Genomic DNA, 20,582 nt, shown 5'->3' on the forward strand with positions numbered 1-20,582 from the left:
TGTGTAGTTTAATGAAACACTTTTTTATATCGATAAGCAACAAACACGGCCAGCAAAATGCTGACTACGGCAATCGCAATATCCAGAATGAATACCGAGGTAATTCCCAGACTTTTGGACATGCTCCCGGTAGCCAAAGGCATCAGGATGAACGATAGGCTGGCTGCTATGTTCACGAGAGAAGTCGTAGTTCCTTTGTTCTTGCGGAAAAATTCCGTCATAATCGTGAGGGCAATTTGGAATATGCCTGCGGTGGACAAGCCGATTAAGAATGAACTGATCAAAGTAGCGACAGGATTGTGCCATACAATTAAAGCCAGCAAAGAAAGCAGGGCAATAAGCGGGTACACAATCATGACGGTAATGGGCTTAATGAATCTACCAAGTACCACAGCCAACAAAATAACGGAAACTAGTGAACCTATACTGTAGTAGCTAAGCAGCTTAATGGCGCTGGCTTTGTCCATGCCCAGAGCCTCTTGTCCAAAGGTAGGAAGCCATAGCTGCACGATCATGAACAATACAGTGGAAGTAAAACCGATAATAATCAGAGACAAACCTTCTTGCCAAAACTTGGGCTCGCTGTGGAACGAATCCGTTGATTGACCAGTCTCGGTTAGAGCCTTTTGTTCCTCTGCTTTGTGGTTGGGGAAACCGGTCATCGACAAGAAGATCCCGTTCAGCAGATAAATTCCCGCAGGAATAAAGAAGGAATATCCATAGAACATATCGTGGTTAATAAAAAATGCAATCATGAACGGAATAACAATGGCACCGATCGAGATGGATGCTTTGACCAGGACGGTTGCAGACCCGGCTTTTTTTCCGAACCCTTCAATGAGTGCGGGATAAGTCCCCGCATCCATCATAGAGTTGCAGAGCCCTGCGATAATGGCAAACACGAATGCCAACGTGTAGTTAGGTGCAAGCGGAATACCGATTAGGAAGATTAAATAAGCAAATGATGCAATAACAATGAGTGGTTTCCTTCCGTATTTATCTGACATTTTTCCGGCTACTCCGAGAGCGAGCAGTTTACCGATTCCAATCGCTGACACCAGATAGCCGATGGCTGCTTTATCCGTGTTCAATTGCACGGTCAGAAAGCTCATATTCGACGAGAGAATAACATTAATCATACCCAGAAGAAAATAGTTGATATAAAGCCCTGTTGCCATTCTGATATAAGGATTTTTCATAAGTGTAACTCCCAACTTAAATTTTAGATCAATGGCCTAGATAGGCATCGTCCAGGTCTATTAAAGTACGCCCACAAACAAGTGAAAATATTCACATAATGTCTATGTTTTAATTATATAAGGGGTGTTATTATAAATCCAATGCATATTTTTATCGTTTTTCATAGTTTGAATCTATAATTTAAAATATGAATTAAAGAGGGAGCGTACATTCTTATGAATCTGAAGCACTTACAATATTTTCGTGTACTTGCAGAGATGGAGCATTTTACCCAGGCAGCTGCGCGGCTATGTATCACTCAACCCAGTTTAAGTCATGCGATTTCAGAATTAGAAAAGGATTTGGGTGTTCATCTGTTTGAAAAGCAGGGGAGAAATATTCGACTAAACAAATACGGGCGATTTTTTCTGAAATATGTGGAGCACGCGATGGATGAATTGGAAAAGGGGGAGCATAACTTACGGGAATTAGTGAGTCCAAGCCATGGGAATATAGATTTGGCGTTCATTTACACGTTAGGTTCACACTTCATTCCAGCGATAATCCAAGCTTTTTCAGCTCAAGATGCCCATAAAGACATTTCCTTTTCGTTTCACCAAGGGAATACGAACGATATTATTCAAGGTCTGAAGCAGGAACACTATGACGTGGCGTTCTGCTCTCACATGGAAAATGAACCAGAAGTGGAGTTTATTCCGCTGGCTCAGCAGGAACTGGTGGTCATTGTTTCCCCTGATCATCCGCTGGCTTCTCTGGATCAAATTGATCTTAAGGATACAGCGGATTACCCGGTGATCTTCTTCAACAAAAAGAGTGGGGTTCGGCCCATTATTGAAAATTTGTTCGCCAAGGCAGGCGTTACGCCACAGATTATTTGCGAGATTGAAGAAGATACGGCAATGGCAGGACTGGTGTCTATCAATTACGGGATCGGAGTTATGCCCCGCATTTCATCGTTAGATTATTTTAACGTCAAAACATTGCCTATTGTAAATCCAGAATACGAGCGTTTTATCTACCTAGCCAGCATTAAAAATAGATACTTATCCCCGGCAGTAGTAGAGTTTCGGAACTTTGCCCTAAGTTATGGCAAGGAGTTTTATCTGAAAACGCATCAGCGTGTCTAAGCCGGAGTCTCGCAATTTTTAAACTTGATAAATTTTAAATTGTGTTCTATACTTCATCATCGACACAAGCAATGTGAAATGATTCACGTTTTGATACTACAAGACTTACTTACAAAAGCAGGTGAATTCATGATGAAACGTTCTTCTATTCCAGTGGCGACAGGTCTTTATGTGAACTATCTTTTGTTCGGCATGTTTAATATTATGCTGGCGTCACACATGTCCTTTTTAACAGAGCATTTGCATACAGATCAGGCAGGCATCAGTCTCTTGGTTTCCGCGATGGGGTTTGGCAGAATGTTTACGCTGTATATATCCGGAGTGCTCTCCGACCGCTATGGTCGCAAACCGTTTATTGTGGCCGCAGGGCTGCTGATGACCGTATTCTTGGTCGGTATACCGCTGAGTCCCACCTTTGAGATGGCGATGGTACTGGCTGTGCTGGCAGGTGTAGCGAATTCTTTTCTTGATTCAGGTACTTATCCAGCTCTGATCGAGGCTTTTCCCCAATCCTCTGGTTCGGCTACAGTGTTGGTGAGAGGTTTTATATCCATTGGGGCGGCATTTTTACCGCTAATGATTATCTTTTTTATGAATCACGATATTTTTTACGGGTTCTCTTTCTTTATACCAGCACTGATATTTGCATTGAATGCGATCTACTTGTTCAGAATGAAGTTTCCAGACATGCGCGTACAGCCCGCCAAGGGGCAAAGTGGCGGTACTTCTGTATCTAGCGCCAAGCAGACGGGGAATTTAAAGGCAAATGATCCGAGTAAACCGCGGTTTTGGCAGGAAGGTGTGTGTCTTATCTTGCTTGGATTTACAGGACCTACCTTGCTGTATATTGTGCAGTTATGGCTGCCTACTTTTGGGCAACAGTTTATCGGCATGACGGAATCAGAGTCTCTGAGGCTATTAGTTTATTACAATATGGGTTCGCTGGTTTCCGTGTTTGTATTGGTCATTGTATTGAGAAAATGGGTTAAACCTGTTCATATCATCCTTATTTATCCTTGCATTTCCTTGTTGGCTTTTGGAGCGCTTCTTCTTTTCAAATCTGGGGCTGCCGCCATTATCTGTGCGAGTGTCATCGGGTTTTCCATATCGGGTGTACTTCAGCTGACGTTAACCGTAATGAGTGAATTTTTTAGTCAACGAAAAGGACAGATTACCGGGTTTATTTATACCGCAACTTCGCTGTCCTATACGCTCATTCCCGTGTTTACAGGCTTTCTTTTGAAGCATTCTCAGATTTCCAGTGTGTTTATGCTGGCTATTATCGTGAATGTACTTGGAATCGCACTGGCGGTATTTGTTAACTTTCGTTACAGTGCCGTTTTTCCTGCAAAACGAGAATTGTCTCCTCAAATTGTACTGGATACGAAATAACTAGCGACTGAACCTAATCATCTGCATGCTTATTCAGAATGCGTTATACTATGAATTATTGTGAATGTTCGACTTGAAACTGTAATTGGGGAGTGAGATAGATATGGGAAAAATCGTAAAGATAAATGATGTACGGATCGGTGAAGGAGCGCCTAAAATATGTGTTCCCATGGTGGGAGAAACGTTGGAGCAGTTGAAGGAAGAGGCTGCCCATTTACGAACACTCGACCTGGATATCGTAGAGTGGAGAGTCGATTTTTTCGAGCATGTGGAGGAGCTGGAAAAGGTAAAGGCTGCCTTACATGAGATTCGGTCTATTTTAGCCAATATTCCACTCGTATTTACGTTCCGTAGCGCCCGAGAAGGTGGAGAAAAGGAAATCAGTGCGGCAAGCTATGTAGAATTGAATCGTACAATAGCCGAAACGGGACAAGTAGATATGATTGATGTAGAGCTTTTTAATGAGGAAGCTGATGTGAAGATGCTGATAGAAGCGGCACATAAGCATAACGTGTATGTGATTATTTCTAACCATGATTTTCAAAAGACACCGCCGAAGGAGGAAATTGTGTCCCGGTTGCGTAAGGCACAGGAATTGGGCGGCGATCTGCCTAAAATAGCGGTGATGCCAACCAATACGGCCGATGTCCTAACCTTGTTGGACGCCACACGCACCATGGCAGAAGAGTATGCGGATCGGCCGATTATCACGATGTCGATGGCGGGAAAAGGTGTCGTGAGCCGTCTGACCGGAGAGCTATTTGGTTCAGCGTTGACTTTTGGTGCTGCCAAGAAGGCTTCTGCACCGGGACAGATTCCTGTCACTGAACTGAGAGAAATATTGCAGGTGCTGCATAGCCACTCTTAAAAGATGCAATTACTACCCACTAGCGAGCAAGGAATTCATAGTGAACACAAAAGGAGGACCCCATGCGATAAGCATGCTGGGGTCCTCCTTTTTGTAATGCTTAATTCAATCCCCGAGTAGGTTCATACAATTCCCAACCCAGATTCAGTGTTTGAATAATATAGTCTGCGACTTCTTCCGCATCCAACTGATCGGTATCGATCTTGGAGTGATTCACCGCGTAAATGTCCTGTCTGGAACGGAAAAGATCTTCAATTTCCTCTAACGTCTTGTTTTGCAGATTAGGGCGGGTGTCAATCAGCATCTTGAGCCGATCTTTCCAGGAATCCCAATTTAAATCCAAGAAGAACACAATGGAGGAAGCCAAACAAGCCTGCTTCACCTCTTCCTGTAGAAACGCGCCACCGCCAACAGAAATGATTTTAAGACGCGTATTGCTGCACAACTTCAAAATATGCTCTTTTTCAATCTCACGGAAACGCTTCTCTCCGTAAGTTTTGAAAATTTCTGTTGTAGGCATGTTGTACTCTTGTTCAATCTCCTGATCAATATCCACGAAATCGCGATACAGCTTGCGCGCTAGATGGGAACCGATCGTTGTTTTGCCCACGCCCATAAAGCCGATGAGCACAATATTTTGTTCTTTTAATGGAATCTCACTATTGTTTTGCACATAACCACTCTTTTCTCACCAGTAATGTTGAGATGTAACGCTTCAAAGCACTAAATACATTATACGTTCATCAACCGTGTCATTCAATAGTATAGAGCACATCAGCAATGAGGTATACGATAAAAGAGACTCTGATTACCAATGGAGTGATAAACAGCATGTAAACGAGATGAGGTATTCAAGTGTTATTTAATGCGTAAATGGAAGAAAAACAAACTTGTACAAGTATAAAAGAGGCAATATTGTGTACTTAATTGAAAAAAAGGACATATTTTGCCGAAAAACGTATTGAAATTATTGGAAGTAGGAATATAATAGAGTTATGCAAATTGTAAATGTAATCGCTCTATTTACAATTTGTGATTGATTTAATTTATAAAAATGAAGCTACTTTGAACCAAAAACCAAGTATACATATGCAAATAGTTAAATATCACTTTACGGACATGTATCGGTCAATGGGTTCATTGTACGAAGGTGGTGATACGGTCTACGCGCTTGCGCTCTAGTCAACGAAGAATTGGAGATAAGAATAAAAAACGATCTAGGAGAGGGATGAATTGAAATGAAAACAAACACAGCTAAAGTATTGAAAAAGGGCATGAGTATCGCTTTATCCGGTATGTTAATCGCGTTATTTGTCGGCAATTACTCTGCCCATGCAGCTCCAGAGGTCGTTCACAAGACCATACTTGTTAAAGCTGGAGAAGTATACGATGGTAAAGGCAAGACCGTAGTGGCTGACCCCGATACCTTGGGAGATGGAAGCCAGAAAGAGGCTCAAAAGCCTATCTTTAAGCTAGAAAATAATGCAACGCTGAAAAATGTGATCATCGCTGCGCCTGCTGCGGATGGTGTGCATGTATATGGCAATGGCACCATTTCCAACGTAACGTGGGAGGATGTCGGTGAAGATGCATTGACGCTTAAAGAACCAGGCACGGTGAACATTACAGGTGGTGGAGCGTTCCATGCATATGATAAAGTATTCCAAATCAATGCCGAAGGCACGATTAACATTAAAAACTTTAGAGCCGATGATATCGGTAAGCTGGTTCGCCAACTTGGGGGCTCTACGTTTAGAGTGAATATGACTTTGGATAACTCGGATATTTCCAACGTCAAGGATTCGATCCTGAGATCGGACGGTCCTAACAGCAAAGCTAAAATTACGAATACTCGTTATCATAATGTAAAACAATTGTTCAAAGGTTTTAAATCTGGCAATACGAGCGAGTCCGGCAATACTAAATACTAATCGTTAGCGTAGGATAGGAGTACGGATAGGAAAGGGGCTGTCCAACAGGTCGTATGATCTGATAGGACATGCCCCTTTTTTGGTATGTTAAGTTAACCCTAAGATGATCTGGGCTTCGTTCAGAACGAGGACTATGTTATGATCGTGCTATTACATTTTATACAAAAAAGTTGGGTGGCTATGAATCTATTTCATCAATATGTGAATCATGACGGTACTTTAAATGATACGCTGGTGCACAGTCGTGAAATTTTATATACAGGTACGAATGGCCGACATGTGGAACGTTTTTACGTGTCCTCCTCTGAAAGTTATATATTTAAACCCCTGACCAATGATGATCAGAAGGGACGGGAGAGATGGGTGTATGAGCATGTGCTTCCAGCATTATCACCCATCTATCCCCAATTGCTAGCTTGTTCCGATACAGACGCAGATGGCGGAGGAGAATGGATGGTGTTTGAGGATCTTGGTCCGTTACATCATCTACATGCAGATGAAACCCTATTGCAAGCTGTTGGACTTGTCGCAAGGTGGCATGCTTTGCCGCCGGGTCGTTTTGCCGGGATGCCATTGCGTGGACCGAAGCCGCTCATCCAGGAGATGGTTTCCGAGCTGCACACACGCAAGCCAGATATGTTAGAGCTTTGCAGCTCACTCGGTTTTTCGAAGCAGCAGATGCAGCGTATTTATGCACAGCTGGAGCATCTATCTTTTTCACACCAGCTTGTACTGTCTCATGGTGATCTTCATCCGGGTAACTATGCGTTGAGTGGGGAGAGGCTAAGGGTGCTGGATTGGGAGCATGCTCATCTAAACACACCGCTGTGGGATGTATATCACCTAATCGACATGTCGCATCCGTTGTTCCCTCGACGTATGACGTCTGAATTGCGTATTCGTATGCTGGACACCTATCTGGAACAGCTGGAGCTGTTGGGGATAAAGGGTGATCGAACGGCATTTATACAGGAGTATGGTATGTTTGCTGTGGTATTTTCGCTCTGGATGCTATTATTAATCACAAATGATTTGCAAAGGATTGGAACGGAACTGCATAGAAATAGCGGCAAATGGTCAAAAGAGCAATTAGAGTCCCAATTGGATGCAACGTTAGCTTGTTTAAACCAATGTACAGCGATGATGGATTGGGTACAAGTCCAACCATGCAAGTAGTGGCTTAAGGCACAGATTCTATATAGTCAGCCAAAGAAGGTAGGGAAATAAATCCATGAAAAAAGTCGGTTTGGTCATGAGAAAAATACAATTTGCTGAAGCGCAAGGGCCTCGTATTTTTGCAGAACGTCTGAAGCAGATCGGATTGGAACTGGGGGTAGATATCGTATTTGTATCGCCGGAGCGCCACGTAAGTAGCCATGACTGGCTTCCAGGCTATGAGCATGAAAAGAGTGACCTGGTCAATTATGACATCGTACTGGATCAACTGCATGAGCAGCAGATTGAGCACGTTATTTATACGGTATCTGGCTTTACTTATTTGAACATGTTTTTTAAAAACAGCGTACTCTTTCCACATAGTTTTCCAGATCCGGCACTGACAGGCTATGAGATGATGAAGCCTTTTTATCAGATTGTGGACAAGGCTATCGTACAGACTGCCTTTCTCAAGCAGGAGATGGCCTCGAAGTTTGGCGTAACCGATGTGACAGTCATCCCGATCGGATTTAATGAGCGGCTGGTGGAAAAGCATTTTGATCCCTCACAAGTGGTGGAGAACCGGGTGATGTGGATTGGTAGAGATGAAGAAAATCGGCGTCCAGATCTGGTGCTGGAGTATGCGCGGCATAATCCTGACAAGGATGTCTATATGGTGTTTGGTGGTGAACGCTACAAGGAGAGCATGAAGAAGTACGACATCCCGGACAATGTAAAACTTCAATTTGCATTGACGCAAGACGAGGTGTTTGCACTGATGAACACGGCGAAGGTGTATTGGAGCTGCTCCAAATTCGATACGTTCGCAATGCCGCTGACCGAAGCGCTCGCGATGGGGAAGATCGTGGTGAAACCCGAGCACCCTTGCTATGGGCACATCAGCTCTACGCATTCTTTTTCAGGAAATGAGAAAAACTGGTTCGAGCTGGTCAATATGGCTGCGGCTTCACCTCGCCGGGTTTCTGCGGAGAATCAGGCATACGCCATGGAACAGTTTTCGAGTCAGGTGATGAAGCAGGGATACCGAGACTTTTTTGATGATTGGTTAAGCTGAACGACGAGGCAGGATGCGTGGATGTAGACCATAAAAAAGGGACTTTCGCTCTAATGAACGAAAGTCCTTTTTCTTATGACTGTATCTCTGCTATCGCTTCAGTATGAGCGGTCTTGCGATCCATCATGTAGCTGACCAGCATCAGTAGCAGACCGCCGGCAGTAATGAGTGATGCAACCCATGGAATGGCGGGTAGCCCCATTTGGTTAATCACGACTCCTCCGATAAAAGCACCGCCTGCGTTGCCTAGATTCAATGCGGAATGGCTGGAGGTAGAGGCTAGCAAAGGAGCCTCATAGGCCAGATTCATGATACGAACCTGAATCCCCGGCATGATGCCGAATGCGGCAATCCCCCAGATAAAGACAGTGATCACGGCCAGTACCTTGTTTTGAAGCGTAAACGTCAGAATGGCCAGAATAATGGCCAGTACAGCATAGTTTGCAACCAAGGACGGAAGCAGCTTCCAATCTGCGAGCTTGCCGCCAACAATGTTGCCAATCGTGACGCCTAGGCCGAACAGGACGAGAATCCAGGTAATGCTGTGTTCGGCAAAGCCACTAATATCCGTAAGCATGGGCGTAATGTACGTAAAGACAGTGAACAAGCTACCACAGCCAACTGCACCTGTCAGCAGCATCAGCAGCACTTTTGGATTAAATAAGCTTTTGACTTCTTGTTTGAGACTGGAAGGCTTGTCCTGCTGAATCACCGGAATGTAACGAATAATACCGAAGAGAGAAATCAAGCCGATCACAACAATGGCTCCAAAGGAAGCGCGCCAGCCGAGCTGCTGTCCGATAAAGGTGCCGAAGGGCACGCCAATAATGTTCGCTACCGTCAATCCGGTTAGCACCATAGAGATGGCCCCTGCCCGCTTATCAGGACGGACCAGCCGGGCAGCGATCAGGGAACCGGCACCCAGGAAGGTTCCGTGCGATAACGCAGTAGCCATACGGGCCGCAATCAGAAGCTCGTAGTTAGGAGCAATGACGGAAAAAAGATTCCCTAGAATGAATATGGACATCAGCAGACACAGTAGCTTCTTTTGTGGAACCTTATGGGTTAATACAGTAAGCACAGGTGCGCCAATGGCTACACCAAGCGCGTAACTGGTGATTAATTGCCCGGCTTGCGGAATCGTAACATGAAGATCATGGGCTACATTGGGCAGAAGTCCCATAATGACGAATTCGGTCATGCCGATGGCGAAGGCACCAAGGGTTAACCATAGCAAGGAGGGGGGAAAGCGATTAGCTGTCATATTTTCTTGAGTACTCATAAGCTTCTTGTATCCTCCTGAAAAAATAGTAATGCGAGTATATCATTCCAGCCGACATCTGGCGACCCATTTTGCAAGAATTTTACATACTAAGTTGATAAGGTTTGTGTAATTTACAAAAGCGACAGGTTGGAAGGAGCCAATTATGTTATTTTGGTAGTATGATATGAAGATAGGGAATGACGTTGTAAGGAATAATCCGGGGAGGATATAACGATGACACTTAAAGTGGTACATAGGATTACGGACTTAATCGGGGATACGCCTTGTGTGCGGCTGCAACGGCTTACAGGACCGCAGGATGCGGAAGTATATGTGAAGCTGGAGTATTTTAATCCAAGCGGTAGTGTTAAAGATCGGGCTGCGGGCAATCTAATTGCCGAGGCGGAAAAGGCGGGGCATCTAAAGCCCGGAGGCACCATTATTGAACCGACCAGTGGCAACACGGGAATTGGTCTTGCGATGAATGCGGCAGCCCGAGGTTACCGCGCAATTTTGGTGATGCCTTCGAATATGACGAAGGAACGGATCAATATTTTAAAAGCCTACGGGGCTGAGGTCGTACTGACACCAGCGGAAGAACGGATGCCAGGAGCGATTCGCAAAGCTCTTGAACTGGGGACAGAAATTGAAGGGAGTTTTATCCCACATCAGTTTGAAAATGAGGCCAACCCCGATATCCACCGTACAACCACAGCACTTGAAATTTTAGAGCAGACGGAAGGAAAGTTGGATGTGTTCGTCGCTTCTTCGGGAACGGGTGGGACCATTACGGGAACAGGTGAAGTGCTGCGCCAGCATTTGCCGGATCTGCGGATTGTTGTGGTCGAGCCTAAGGGTTCGCCCGTACTGTCCGGGGGAAAGCCCGGTCCACATAAGCTGGTGGGAACGAGTCCGGGCTTTGTTCCTACCGTGCTGAATACGGAGGTGTATGACGAAATCATCCAGGTTTCCGATGAGGATGCGATTGCTGTGACACGAGCAATTGCTGCTCAGGAAGGGATTCTCGTCGGGCCCTCCAGCGGAGCTACAATATGGACGGCCATTCAGGAAGCTCGGCGTTTGGGAGCAGGCAAACGGGTACTCTGTATTGCCCCGGATACCGGAGAGCGTTATCTGAGCATGGGGATATTCGGATAAAAAGATGGGGATCGGGTCAAAGAGATTCGACTCATTTATATGTAAGATCCAGCCTCATTAATCGAAGTTACAGAAGTGAATTGGCGATATGGTAGACATAAACATTGAATACATCTTTGCCATATTCATAGGTTAATTTCACTCCTGACAAATCAATAAGCCACAATTCATAAGGTTATGGCTAATTAATTGTCGATTATAGCTTATATTCGTGAGAATTTTAAAAGTCTCACGGTTCATGTTCCGTTCTTCGACCTTATTTGTTTCTTCAGGATCCTCTTGAAAAAACCAAGTAATCAGAGAAGGAAACACCAAGCCTATTCTCCATTTCAGCAAGAGCTGCCTCAAACGGGTCAACTTATGAGATGCCGTGTACACGTAGTGCGTCGGTCAATTCCTTTACAGTCATGTCCTGTTTGAAAAAAATCGCAGTTCGTCCACAAGATCCAGCGTATCGTAAACATAGGGCGAGCGCTTTTTGCTAAGCATCTCTTCTTCAGCCGACTTATACGAGACACCTGTATAGGAACATACCGGATTCTTGCAAGCATCCGTCATGCTCTAAGCGTCAATCGTTCCGCTCTGTGTCGGTATTTTTTTTGTCATGCCGCATGGGAAGCAAAATGACTGCAATTTAGGAGGTTTGGAATACCTTTTAGGAATAAAGTTTAAAAAACGGGAGAATTAGATATATTCTTTATTCATCGACAGCAAGATATGACATACAGTCACTCACAATAAACATGATTAAGGGGTACCACTGAAATCATGTTTATTAGAATTTAATTTAGAGAGGAAGAGGAAAATGAAAGTAGATCAAATGTTTGACCTTGATTTAAGAAAGAGCTATGAGGCCAGTGAGCTTAGCCCACAAGCTTCAATCATCAAGACAACCATTAAGGTATCCAAAGCAGTATGTAAAACTCTTACCTGTATCTGTACCGGTTCTTGTTCCAATTGTAAATAATTCATAAGCGATTCGTAAGTCAGGGGTAGTGAAATGGGCTACCCCTACTTACATTATGGAGATTGCATGATAAAACCTAATATATATAATTGGCATGTAGCCCGGCTGACCGATCATTTTAGTTGTGGTGCAACTGTTGGTCAGCCGCTTACTATCCTGTTTATTGATACAGGCGTCGATAAATCCCACTCAGAGATCCAAGGTAATCTAGTTGAGGCAGAATGCAAGTCATTTGTACCTTATGAGCCTTGTCTAAGCGATTACGTCGGGCATGGTACAAAAATGGTTAGCTCTGTTACCGGCAAATATATATTGAAGGGGATATGCCCTTTCGCTCGGGTTGTTGTCTACAAAATTACGGACAAAAAAGGAATAAGCAAGCTTGAATGGTTGTATAGAGCGCTGGAAGAGGGTATTGCTAAAGGATATCCAATTATCAACATCAGCTATCGTACAGAATATGAGGTCGACTTATTCGAGTTCAATCGGTTTCAGGCTTTGGTTGACTGCGCTAATGCGCAAGGCATCTGGGTAGTCTGTTCCGCAGGAAACGATGGACGCGATATTACGCAGGAGTACAGAGTGCCTGCGAATTTAAAGGGAGTATACCCAATTGGATCAACTAATAAGAACGGGGATATCTCCGGGTTCAGTAATACGCTCAGCGGCCAATTTTTTGCGCCTAGTGGTGATGAGTATGAAATCAATTACAACAATGATTGGGTAATGGTTGCCAAATCAAGCTTCGACACAGAGGATTATTTATACGAAGTGCTGGGATTTGACAAAGCATACACAGTAGGTATCGGTACGAGTATTGCCAGCGCCTTATTCAGCGGAGTTGTTGCCTCTCTTAGCGGAGAGCTTATCGCGCAGGGGATGAATGCCGGGCGCAGAGAAATGGAGTGTCTGCTCCGTCAAGGCGCGAGACCGATTGATGTTCAGCGGAATTATTATGAAGTAAGCCTTGCCGGTTCAATTCGTGCTTTAAGACAGATGAGAGGTTGATTGCATGTTGGAAAACTTTGAAATCTCGGAAAATTACATGTACCGGAAGACGTTGCTTGGCATGGAGTATTATACGCGGATATTTGATCATGAACAACTAGACGATGATGAATATCTTGAAAGACTTGTACGGTTCGTTCAGAAGCAGGGGTTGATGGATTCCATTTATGTCTCCAGCCCCTCGACCTACGCTGCACTGCAAAGCCTGGAACAAGGCAGAACATTGAAGTCCAAAAAAAAGCGGAATCTTATCCTTAGTCTAAGCAAGTTCATTTCGCGGGCAATTTGTAGACCAACACCGTTTGGACTGTTCGCGGGAGTAGGCATTTCCCGGTTTGGAAACACGGGAGGCGCCGGAGAACATGTCGTCTGGGCAACTCCGGATTATAGCCTAATTTACCGCTTAATAGGGCTTTTCCATGGGGATGCGGATGTCCGCAATGAATTGAGACTGAGTGTAAATAACACCTCTTACATTGACCATCACAGGCTCGTCATCTCTTATCAGACTCTGTTTGCAGCAGATCAGGAGGAACGAAGCACTGAAAATATATCTATTCTCAAAACCCCGGTCATAGATTTCATCATGAAGATCCTTGATAAAGAGCAGCAGACTTTTCTGCAGCTTATGCAAGCTATAAAAGATGCCTTCGGCGTGGATGACACGATCAGCACAGATTTTTTGCAGCAATTGATAGAACAAGGCTTTTTGGTAAGTGAGATGATTCCCAATCCTCGGGATAGCGCTCCTTTGGAGCATCTGATCCGTACACTAAAGATGCTCGCTGCTCCCAAGGCAGCATATTACGCAGATATTTTGGAGAGAGTTGGACATGCCATTCAGGACATCACAGTTGCTGCGGTCAAACGCGAAGGCATTGAGGCTGTCCGAAAACTAGTCCAGCTTATCCTTCCCGAGTATCAGGGCGACTTGGTCAAAATAGACGTAAGGCTGAATCAAGCAAATGAAATTCACTTATCGGACAGCGATAGGCAAGCGTTGGCCCAAGTAGCTTCAATATTGAGCATGCTTTCTACGTACAGGAAAGAGGATACACTTTCCGACTATCGTCAGCAATTTACTGAGAAGTACGGAGTATATGAAGAAGTGCCTTTATTGCAGTTGTTCAGTAAGACGTTGGGGCTCGGCAAACCTGAAGAGTACAAGAGCCACTACCAGAATGGAGATAAGCACAGGCATAAGGATGAAGGCAGGTTCCGACAGCTCAAGGCGCTAATTGCTGAGTGGCAGACTGAAGCGCTTGCCAATCATTCGGATATCGTGCTTGACGAGGCCAAAATCCAACAGCTGTCTGAATTGAGTCTGGAGAATGTCCATGTCTCGTTCGATTTGTATTATTCGTGCATGGAGAATGAACAAGGTGAAGTTACGTTTTATTTAAACAACAGAGCCGGATCATTGGAAGCGTGTCAGAGCTTCGGAAGATTTGCCTACATGTTTGACAAAGATAGCCGTGATGAAATCTTCCGTTTTGTCAGGAACCCGAAGGATCAGAAAGCAGGGGAGAGCGCCGCTGAAATCTCATTTTACCCATTCAGCCCCAAAATAACTAATATTATGACGGCAGGCCCAACACCGGATCAATCCATGGATATGGCCACGTTCCCCGAGAATCGGAATTTGGATATTTCCCAATTATTGGTAGGTGTGGAGGATTCGGGATACTTTTATCTAAAGCACAGGGAAACAGGCGAACTGGTATTTCCAAAACTCAGTAGCATGTACAATACAGAGCTGGCTCCTTATCTGATCCGGTTTCTGAATGATATTAATCTGCAGTATCAGACCGGATGGTCCCATCTGGAGGAGTATCTCTATGATTCTTCTTTTACACCGAGAGTAACCTATAAAAATATCATCATCTGCCCTAAAAAATGGACATTATATGCGGATAAACGGCTCCAGAGCGAAGAACAGTTTTTGGCCTTTTTGGAGGATTGGATCATAAAGTATAACATTCCGCGATATGTATATTTGGTGGAGCTGGACAATAAGCTATTGCTGGATTTGGATCGCCATCATCATCGAAAGCTTTTGCACAAAGAATATACGCGGAATCCGGAAGGCAAGGCGGCTGTTATTATGGAGACGGAGAAAGAATTGTTCGCTTCCGTTAACCGGTATATGGAGGAGTGCGTATTTTTTTGCAAAAGCCCGATGTTTCAGTACTTGCCGATAGACAGATTGTCTGCACAGGCTACCGATAAAAGCTTAAATAAAGTGCTGAGTTCTTCGGTGAATGCTGTTTATTATCCAGGTTCGGATTGGATATCCCTGCAGGTATATTACAATCAGGAACTGCTAACCGATTTGCTGGGCAGTGCATTTAAGACATTCATGGACAATAGCGCCGAGTACTTCATTGACCAGGTTTTTTTTGTCCAGTATGCAGATAAGGAGCCGCATATCAGGCTAAGGTGCAAAATGTCGGGAAGCGTAGAGCATCAGCGTTTCACGGCCTTGAACTATGTTTTTGATTTCCTGAATACTGTAACCTCGTCCGGATTGGTTAGTTCCTATTCGGTTGTTCCTTACCGGCCTGAAATTTTGCGGTATGGCGGCACAGCCTTCATTGAACAAGCGGAGAGGTTATTTGCTATCGATTCTTATCTAGTTTCAGGCTATTATGCAGGGAAGAGGTCAATTAATGCAACCGATCAGATGTTATTTTGCTGCACCGGACTTTTTGAGGTTGTGAACTGCGCGTATCCGCTGGTAGAAGATCAATTGAAGGCTATGGCTGCGATTATTGATCCAAAGAAATTCAGACAGGAGTACCGGGAACACAAAGAAGCGCTATTCCAAAGGATTCAACAGACCCGTTCCATATCCATGCCAGCAAGCGATAAAGACGACAGGTTGCGGCAATACGCTGCATATTTCACGGCTATCCGGGAAGCTGACGACAGAACCAATTACTACGATGATATTATGTTCAGCATCATGCACATGTTCTGCAACAGAGTGTTCGGCCTGGACCGGGAAAAAGAAGAGCTTGCCCTACACCTATGCTACTTCAGTTTGGAAGATTATTTACAGGTAAGCAAATATCATGTTGCCTATTGAGGAGGAGCTTATGGCGGTCAAACAAGTCCCGGGAAATTTATCTGAAATAGTCAGGCAAAGCGCAGAAATTTACAAAGATATAGATACTGTAACCCTGCTAATCAAGAAGCACGCCATGCATGATTACCCTGAAATGGAGCTGATATCGCTGGCTTCAGGATACCCCGGGATCAGCCTTCTTCTGGATAAGCTAGATGAAGTTTACCCGGGGGAAGGGTGGGCTGCGCTTGCTTTCAAGTACAATCAGGAGATTGTGCGTTTAATCGGTAATATACCGTTCCATTCATTGTCACTGTATACCGGATTAGCAGGCGTTATTTATCTGTTCAACGAGTGTTCAAGAGGTTCAACAAGATATACAAATGTGCTCTCGCAGACGCTGGATATGTTTCTTAGCAGCTACGGGGAGTTCTATGAGGAGACAAGAGGGAAATTGGAAGACTCTTTGATTGAGGATAGCGACTTGGATTTGATTTCAGGCTGGACGGGGATTGCAGCTACATTAATGGAGGTTAAGGAACGCCAGGACAGATACGTTGGGAAGCTGGATGCAGTGCTCCTTAAGATACTTCAACTGATTACGGATGCTGTAGGCAAGCTGAGACATTTCGAGGAACTTCCCGAACAGACCATTTATTATAATCTTGGCATGGCGCACGGAATTACAGGAGCCATTAATCTGCTGGCCGTTGCACATCTCCGCCGCTACCCGTTAACTGGATTGAGAGAAGTACTGGAAGTTGCCAAGACTTTTCTACACGGAAGTATCAGGGAGTGGAACGGCACCCTTGTCATACCTAATATGTTCACACCGGATGAATCCGCAGAGACTAGTCGGAATCCAGGTTATCACAGAGATGCATGGTGTTACGGCACACCGGGAGCTTCTGTGGCTATGTTCCGGCTGGGATTGGCCCTGGAGGACAAAGCACTGCAGCAGCAGGCTCTGCAATTGTTCAATACCGTCTACTCCAGACCAGATTCGCTAAGAAAGGTAATTTCACCGACGATCTGTCACGGCTATGCAGGCTTGGTCCTGATTCAGCACCATTTCAGCCGTGCGGCAGCCATGCCGTTTAAGGATGAATTTTTGCATCGTTTGTTATCATATCGAAATACTGGTGAGGGAGTACCTTTTATAGACCTTGAGGGAAGCGTCGATGATCCGTTATCTCTCGATAAAGTTGGGCTGCTCGATGGATGTGCAGGTGTATTGCTGACACTGCTGACCTGTGATAATGAGAACTTGAGTACATGGAAGCAGATGCTGGTATTTAGCTAACAGGAGGAGACGGTAATGTTCATTTTATTAAAAGAAATTATTACAGTCATGGTGGGACTGATTACCGATTTTCTCTCTTTTCAACTGGATGCATATTTTTATATTTGGTTTCTGGTCCTGTTTATTTCAAGCTTGGCAGCGACCCTGGTTCAACGAAGCGAAGGGACTATTACCTACAGCACAGCCGAATGTGTCGGAATAAATGTGCTAGTTGTCGTATTATACCTAGTAATCGGTACAATTTTGGCCAGATACTTTGCAAGTTTTGAGGATCAGCAGATTGTTGCTGAAGATAAGATTATGCTGTATAAAATTTCTTTTATGCTTACATCCGCTGTAATTATAGTGGATATTATACTAGATAGGTTGAAGAGAGGGCGGAAATTCTCCTACTCTTTGGAGTTTCTTGCCGGAAGCGCCGTGTGCTTCTTACTGTTCCAGTTAAGCAACCAAACGGACTGGATAGGAACCAAGCTGTCGCTCTCCTATATTGTCATGGTAGCGATAGCCGCAGGTGTCTATACAATGGCAATGAAGTTTTTGCTAGAATACGAAAATCACAAAGAGAAATAGGTGATTAAGCCATAATGGAATTGAATATGGAGAGCACGGCATATAAAAAGATCGGTGAAGAAAAACAAACGGCCCATTCCTTGCTGAAGTTAATCAAAATTGCGAGATGGCCCAAGCTTGCGCTTGCTTGGAGCATCGTATTTACACTGATTTCCGCCGCTTTTTCATTAGTATTGCCGATCATGACAGGCAAGCTTGTCGATAAGATCTCAGCTATGGAGCTGACGATCCAGACCGCAGCTGTGCTTATTTCGCTGTTTCTGGCCGGAGGGATTTTAAACGCCGTGTCTTCTCTGCTCCTCAGATATGTGGGGAGCAAGTTTTTTCAGGAACTGCGACTGAAAATTTGGGAAAAAATTATCCATTTGCCGGTTAATTATTTTGATAACAACGAGAACGGCAAAATCATCAGCAGAATGACGAACGACCTTGCTATTGTAAGTAATTTTCTAGCTATCACTCTGCCTTCTATTCTGGCTGATGTCCTGATGGTCACTGGTTGCATCATCATGTTATTTGTGTTGGATTGGAGATTAATGAGTGTACTCGTTGCTCTGATTCCTATAACGGCGCTACTAATCTATCCCATTGGAAGAAGGATGAATAGGGTAGCGGTTGAGGCACAGGATGCAGCCGCAGACTTTTCCGGTGAGTTATCCAAAATTCTCTATAACATCAGATTCATTAAAGCGACGACGTCGGAAAAGCTTGAAATGAAATATACTCGGGAGATACTTGGACGTATCTTTCGCTTGAACATCAAAGAGGGAATATTGTCAGCTGTCATTGAGCCGATTGTCACAATTATCATCATGCTAGCTTTGGTAGGAATGTTTTGGTATGGAAGCGCCGGCATTGCCGCTGGACATATCACTACAGGTACTCTGGTATCCATGATCTTTTATTTGTTTACAATGGTTTCGCCTCTGACCCAGCTCAGCAGTTTTTTCTCGCAGTATCAAAAGGCCAAGGGAGCAAGTAAGGAAATTTATACCATATATAACCAGCGAGATGAGAAGCAAGAAAAGTTAGGCAGTGTGCCGGACATGAAAAGTCATGATCAGAATTCGGATATCCTGCATTTTGCCAATGTTTCTTTCTCGTACAACCAGGGCCAACCGGTATTATCCAACGTGGAGTTAACCTTCAGAGGCTGTACCACTACAGCGATCGTAGGGCCTTCCGGCTCGGGAAAAACAACAATATTTTCTTTAATAGAGAAATTTTACTCAGAATATAATGGAGAAATCTATTACAATAATGTATATTTGGATAAGATTAGGACAGAAGAATGGCGTCGCAAAATATCCTATGTTATGCAGGATAGTGACTTACTGGTAGGATCAGTGAGAGACAATCTGGTATATGGCCTAAACAGAGACGCGGATGACCATGAGATTTATGCGGCTCTTGATACAGTAGGCTTGAAGGAGGTAATTTATCAATTACCGGATGGTTTGGATACCTTTGTTGGAGAAAGGGGAGTCAAATTATCGGGGGGACAGAAGCAGCGAATCCAGATTGCCAGATGCTTGCTTTCAGACCATGAGATTCTGCTGTTTGATGAAGCTACCGCCAACCTGGATAGCGAGTCAGAGCAGCTCGTCCATGATGTAATCAAGCTTCTCTCCAAGAATAAAATGACCATTGTTATCGCTCATCGTTTGTCAACCATCTACAAAGCGGACCAGATAATCTTTTTGGATAAAGGAGAAGTAACGGGGGTAGGCACGCATCACGAATTAATGAGTTGGCATGATAAATATCGTGATTATGTTCAATTCCAGCTTCCCGCACAATTAAGTTAGGGAGGGGCGGTGGCGTTGTATCATCAATTGTCAACGTGGATCGTTGATAAATACTTTCAAGACGAAGAATTGGAAGCGGAGAAGCGTGCTTATGTGCTTTATTATCTGGAGAACATACTGGCTGGCACAGAAAAAATACTTCTTGTATTGATCAGTGCCTGTTTGCTCGGTGTATTAGCCGAAACGGCTGCGATGCTGCTTTCCTATACAGTGGTCCGGCGAAAGTCCTTTGGCTGGCATGCTCGCAAGTCGCATCATTGCACCTGGGTCAGTCTACTGACCTTTGTGTTTGTTCCCTGGCTCTTAAAGGAAGTAGAATGGAACCGCTTTTTTTTGGCGACGCTCTGTCTGCTTTCTATCATTCTGATTGTCAGATACGCTCCGGCCGATACGGAGTGCAATCCATTGGTAGATCCGAAGTTCAGAAGAGCATGCAGATTACAAGCTATCTTTTTAAGTATAGTGTTTGTTTTCATGGCCATCGCACTAGATTTTTATCCTTGGTTAATATTTGGGCTGTTTCTTGAAGCAGTTGTCATCACACCAGTATTCTATTCCATAATGAGAAGGAGTTATGCCAATTATGAACAATATCAAGAATATTAAAGAATACAGAAATAACCATACTCAGAGACTCAAGGCTAAGCTACTGGAGCATATGAGTAAAAGAGGTGAAGGAGGAGGGA

The 20,582-nt window shown here is 44.3% G+C and carries 17 protein-coding genes; 14 read left to right on the top strand and 3 right to left on the bottom strand.

The window, feature by feature from the left end; all coding sequences use genetic code 11:
* Positions 1-8: 8 nt before the first annotated feature.
* Positions 9-1,199, bottom strand: coding sequence for an MFS transporter (locus ACH59B_RS04750; RefSeq protein ID WP_153794508.1), 1,191 nt, complete (start codon positions 1,197-1,199; stop codon positions 9-11).
* Between the two features lie 216 nt (positions 1,200-1,415).
* Between ACH59B_RS04750 and ACH59B_RS04755 the strand changes: the two genes are divergently transcribed.
* The 3 genes from ACH59B_RS04755 (at position 1,416) to aroD (ending at position 4,587) form a co-directional block, all read left to right on the top strand.
* A complete protein-coding gene (locus tag ACH59B_RS04755) occupies positions 1,416-2,327 on the top strand; it encodes a LysR family transcriptional regulator (protein ID WP_153794509.1) in 912 nt (303 codons plus the stop codon).
* 129 nt (positions 2,328-2,456) lie between these two features.
* On the top strand, positions 2,457-3,719 hold the full coding sequence (locus tag ACH59B_RS04760; protein ID WP_153794510.1) for an MFS transporter: 1,263 nt from the start codon (positions 2,457-2,459) through the stop codon (positions 3,717-3,719).
* Between the two features lie 103 nt (positions 3,720-3,822).
* Positions 3,823-4,587: a type I 3-dehydroquinate dehydratase gene (gene aroD, locus ACH59B_RS04765; RefSeq protein ID WP_404303415.1), complete on the top strand. Its 765-nt coding sequence runs from the start codon at positions 3,823-3,825 to the stop codon at positions 4,585-4,587.
* A gap of 100 nt (positions 4,588-4,687) precedes the next feature.
* On the opposite strand, the gene ACH59B_RS04770 is transcribed toward aroD, so the two are convergent.
* Positions 4,688-5,260, bottom strand: a complete 573-nt coding sequence (locus tag ACH59B_RS04770) for a shikimate kinase (protein WP_016819867.1) — start codon at positions 5,258-5,260, stop codon at positions 4,688-4,690.
* A gap of 565 nt (positions 5,261-5,825) precedes the next feature.
* Here ACH59B_RS04770 and ACH59B_RS04775 point away from each other — a divergent pair.
* The 3 genes from ACH59B_RS04775 to ACH59B_RS04785 all read left to right on the top strand — a co-directional run bounded on the left by ACH59B_RS04775 (position 5,826) and on the right by ACH59B_RS04785 (position 8,748).
* Positions 5,826-6,518 (top strand): pectate lyase, encoded by a 693-nt coding sequence (locus ACH59B_RS04775; protein ID WP_016819868.1) that lies wholly within the window; start codon positions 5,826-5,828, stop codon positions 6,516-6,518.
* A 138-nt stretch (positions 6,519-6,656) separates the two neighbouring features.
* Positions 6,657-7,694 (top strand): phosphotransferase family protein, encoded by a 1,038-nt coding sequence (locus ACH59B_RS04780; RefSeq protein ID WP_029514341.1) that lies wholly within the window; start codon positions 6,657-6,659, stop codon positions 7,692-7,694.
* Positions 7,695-7,749: 55 nt separating this feature from the next.
* Positions 7,750-8,748 carry a glycosyltransferase gene (locus ACH59B_RS04785; protein WP_107734989.1) on the top strand — a complete coding sequence of 333 codons (999 nt, stop codon included), beginning with the start codon at positions 7,750-7,752 and terminating at the stop codon, positions 8,746-8,748.
* A gap of 73 nt (positions 8,749-8,821) precedes the next feature.
* On the opposite strand, the gene ACH59B_RS04790 is transcribed toward ACH59B_RS04785, so the two are convergent.
* Entirely contained in the window at positions 8,822-10,030 is a 1,209-nt protein-coding gene (locus tag ACH59B_RS04790; RefSeq protein WP_404303418.1) for an MFS transporter, read from the bottom strand.
* A gap of 216 nt (positions 10,031-10,246) precedes the next feature.
* Here ACH59B_RS04790 and cysK point away from each other — a divergent pair, with 216 nt between their 5' ends.
* The 8 genes from cysK (at position 10,247) to ACH59B_RS04830 (ending at position 20,502) form a co-directional block, all read left to right on the top strand.
* Complete coding sequence (gene cysK, locus ACH59B_RS04795; RefSeq protein WP_031462943.1) at positions 10,247-11,170, top strand: cysteine synthase A; 924 nt, start codon at positions 10,247-10,249, stop codon at positions 11,168-11,170.
* Between the two features lie 820 nt (positions 11,171-11,990).
* Complete coding sequence (locus tag ACH59B_RS04800) at positions 11,991-12,137, top strand: FDLD family class I lanthipeptide (protein WP_226888859.1); 147 nt, start codon at positions 11,991-11,993, stop codon at positions 12,135-12,137.
* Between the two features lie 66 nt (positions 12,138-12,203).
* Positions 12,204-13,145 carry a S8 family serine peptidase gene (locus tag ACH59B_RS04805; RefSeq protein WP_228552540.1) on the top strand — a complete coding sequence of 314 codons (942 nt, stop codon included), beginning with the start codon at positions 12,204-12,206 and terminating at the stop codon, positions 13,143-13,145.
* A gap of 4 nt (positions 13,146-13,149) precedes the next feature.
* Complete coding sequence (locus ACH59B_RS04810) at positions 13,150-16,233, top strand: lantibiotic dehydratase (protein ID WP_019686237.1); 3,084 nt, start codon at positions 13,150-13,152, stop codon at positions 16,231-16,233.
* 10 nt (positions 16,234-16,243) lie between these two features.
* A complete protein-coding gene (locus ACH59B_RS04815; protein WP_017426262.1) occupies positions 16,244-17,515 on the top strand; it encodes a lanthionine synthetase C family protein in 1,272 nt (423 codons plus the stop codon).
* Positions 17,516-17,530: 15 nt separating this feature from the next.
* Positions 17,531-18,088 (top strand): DUF5823 family protein, encoded by a 558-nt coding sequence (locus tag ACH59B_RS04820; protein WP_017426263.1) that lies wholly within the window; start codon positions 17,531-17,533, stop codon positions 18,086-18,088.
* A 14-nt stretch (positions 18,089-18,102) separates the two neighbouring features.
* Positions 18,103-19,896, top strand: coding sequence for an ABC transporter ATP-binding protein (locus ACH59B_RS04825; protein ID WP_017426264.1), 1,794 nt, complete (start codon positions 18,103-18,105; stop codon positions 19,894-19,896).
* Between the two features lie 9 nt (positions 19,897-19,905).
* A complete protein-coding gene (locus tag ACH59B_RS04830) occupies positions 19,906-20,502 on the top strand; it encodes an accessory gene regulator AgrB (protein WP_231124952.1) in 597 nt (198 codons plus the stop codon).
* The last annotated feature ends 80 nt before the right edge of the window (positions 20,503-20,582 follow it).

It is taken from the genome of Paenibacillus sp. DP01 (assembly GCF_044784315.1).
Taxonomy (GTDB): domain Bacteria; phylum Bacillota; class Bacilli; order Paenibacillales; family Paenibacillaceae; genus Paenibacillus; species Paenibacillus polymyxa.